Origin of the sequence: Shigella sp. FC1661, assembly GCF_001712525.1 — a bacterium.
In the GTDB taxonomy this organism is placed as follows: domain Bacteria; phylum Pseudomonadota; class Gammaproteobacteria; order Enterobacterales; family Enterobacteriaceae; genus Escherichia; species Escherichia coli.
This window is the reverse complement of sequence record NZ_MDGW01000311.1, coordinates 1-1,580: the sequence shown is the minus strand read 5'-3', so window position 1 is coordinate 1,580 and position 1,580 is coordinate 1. Positions and strand designations below refer to the sequence as shown.

The following is a 1,580-nucleotide window of genomic DNA, read 5'->3' as shown; positions in this document are numbered from 1 at the left end:
GTGCGTACCGGGCTGAGAGGCGGTGTAAGTGAACTGTAGTTGCCATGTTTTACGGCAATGAGAGCAGAGATAGCGCTGATGTCCGGCAGTGCTTTTGCCGTTACGCACCACGCCTTCAGTAGCGGAGCAGGAAGGACATCTGATGGAAATGGAAGCCACGCAAGCACCTTAAAATCACCATCATACACTAAATCAGTAAGTTGGCAGCATTACCCTTTCATCTTACCTTCGCCCGCATCGCCTTCAATCAGTTTCGTCTGTACCAGATGCGCTTCATTCAATGCCATCCGTGACTGATCCATCATGGCTTTTGCTGCGGCAAAATCGCCCTGCTTCGCCTGTTTCAGTGCCGCATACGCCAGGCTGCGCGCTTGTCCGGAGTTGATGATAAGCCCCATCACCACTTCTTCCAGCTCTTCAGCTTCTGTTTGCGTATCGGGAATGTTATCGAGATCCATCATACATCGTTCCTCTCTCTTCTTACCGGCACGATTAACCGTACCGGCATCGATTAAAATTTCAGGGCGTTAGCGATATCTTCTTCGCTCTCTTCTTTATCAATCGCGTTTTGCGCTTTGTTAGCCACCACAACAAAGGGCAGATAAATTAACGTTGCGATATCAAGGTTGAAGAGTGCGACCAGCAATGCAGCGACGCTACCGTTGGTGTTAAAGAAGGCTCCCAGACCGGTTGGCATGGTCCACGGTGCAATATTGGTCACCGGAGGAATAATGCCCATGTAGTACGCTGCGAGGGTGATTGCCGCCAGAATCGGTTGTACCAGTACAAACGGGATAAACATCACCGGGTTCATGATAATTGGCAGACCAAACAGAATCGGTTCGTTAATCTGGAAGATGCCGGACGGCAGCGCCAGTTTTGCCACCTGACGATAATCAGCACGGCGAGAGGCGATAAAGATAGCCAGGATCAGGCCTAAAGTCGCACCACTGCCCCCAAGGAAAATAAAGGAGTCCAGCATCGGCTTGGCCCAGATATGGAAGGTCTTACCGGCTGCCAGCGCCGCTTCGACGGAACCATATTGCTGATAGGTCGCGATATTTTCCAGCGCCCACGGCGTCATAATGCCGTTGTCCAGTGCGGTCAGCGCCAGCGCGCCATGAATACCGAAGAACCAGAGCAGTGGAACAAAGATCACATAGGCCCAGCCCACCACGCTACCCAACGATGCCAGTGGGGTTGAGATGGTATCCATAATGATCTGATGGAAGTTGGTGCCCCAGGTATTCAACGCCCAGGCAATAATCCCCATAACGGAAAGAATAATAAAGCCGGGAATTAATGCCGAGAAGGAACGCGATACTGAAGCAGGTACGCTGTCGGGCAGTTTAATGACCCAATTGCGGGTAATGCTGCCAACTTACTGATTTAGTGTATGATGGTGATTTTAAGGTGCTTACGTGGCTTCCATTTCCATCAGATGTCCTTCCTGCTCCGCTACTGAAGGCGTGGTGCGTAACGGCAAAAGCACTGCCGGACATCAGCGCTATCTCTGCTCTCATTGCCGTAAAACATGGCAACTACAGTTCACTTACACCGCCTCTCAGCCCGGTACGCAC

At 51.4% G+C, this 1,580-nt stretch carries 2 protein-coding genes and 2 pseudogenes; 1 reads left to right on the top strand and 3 read right to left on the bottom strand.

What is annotated here, in order from left to right:
* The 3 genes and pseudogenes from BFF42_RS16600 to BFF42_RS16590 all read right to left on the bottom strand — a co-directional run.
* Positions 1-159 (bottom strand): IS1 family transposase (locus BFF42_RS16600; RefSeq protein ID WP_032277379.1); only part of this gene is annotated, 159 nt, incomplete at its 3' end.
* A gap of 56 nt (positions 160-215) precedes the next feature.
* A pseudogene (chbA, locus tag BFF42_RS16595) lies at positions 216-461 on the bottom strand (PTS N,N'-diacetylchitobiose transporter subunit IIA); the annotation flags it as partial.
* Positions 462-511: 50 nt separating this feature from the next.
* A pseudogene (locus BFF42_RS16590) lies at positions 512-1,372 on the bottom strand (PTS transporter subunit EIIC); the annotation flags it as partial.
* A gap of 49 nt (positions 1,373-1,421) precedes the next feature.
* On the opposite strand from BFF42_RS16590, the gene BFF42_RS16585 reads away from it, so the two are divergent.
* A partial coding sequence (locus BFF42_RS16585; protein ID WP_032277379.1) for an IS1 family transposase occupies positions 1,422-1,580 on the top strand: 159 nt, incomplete at its 3' end.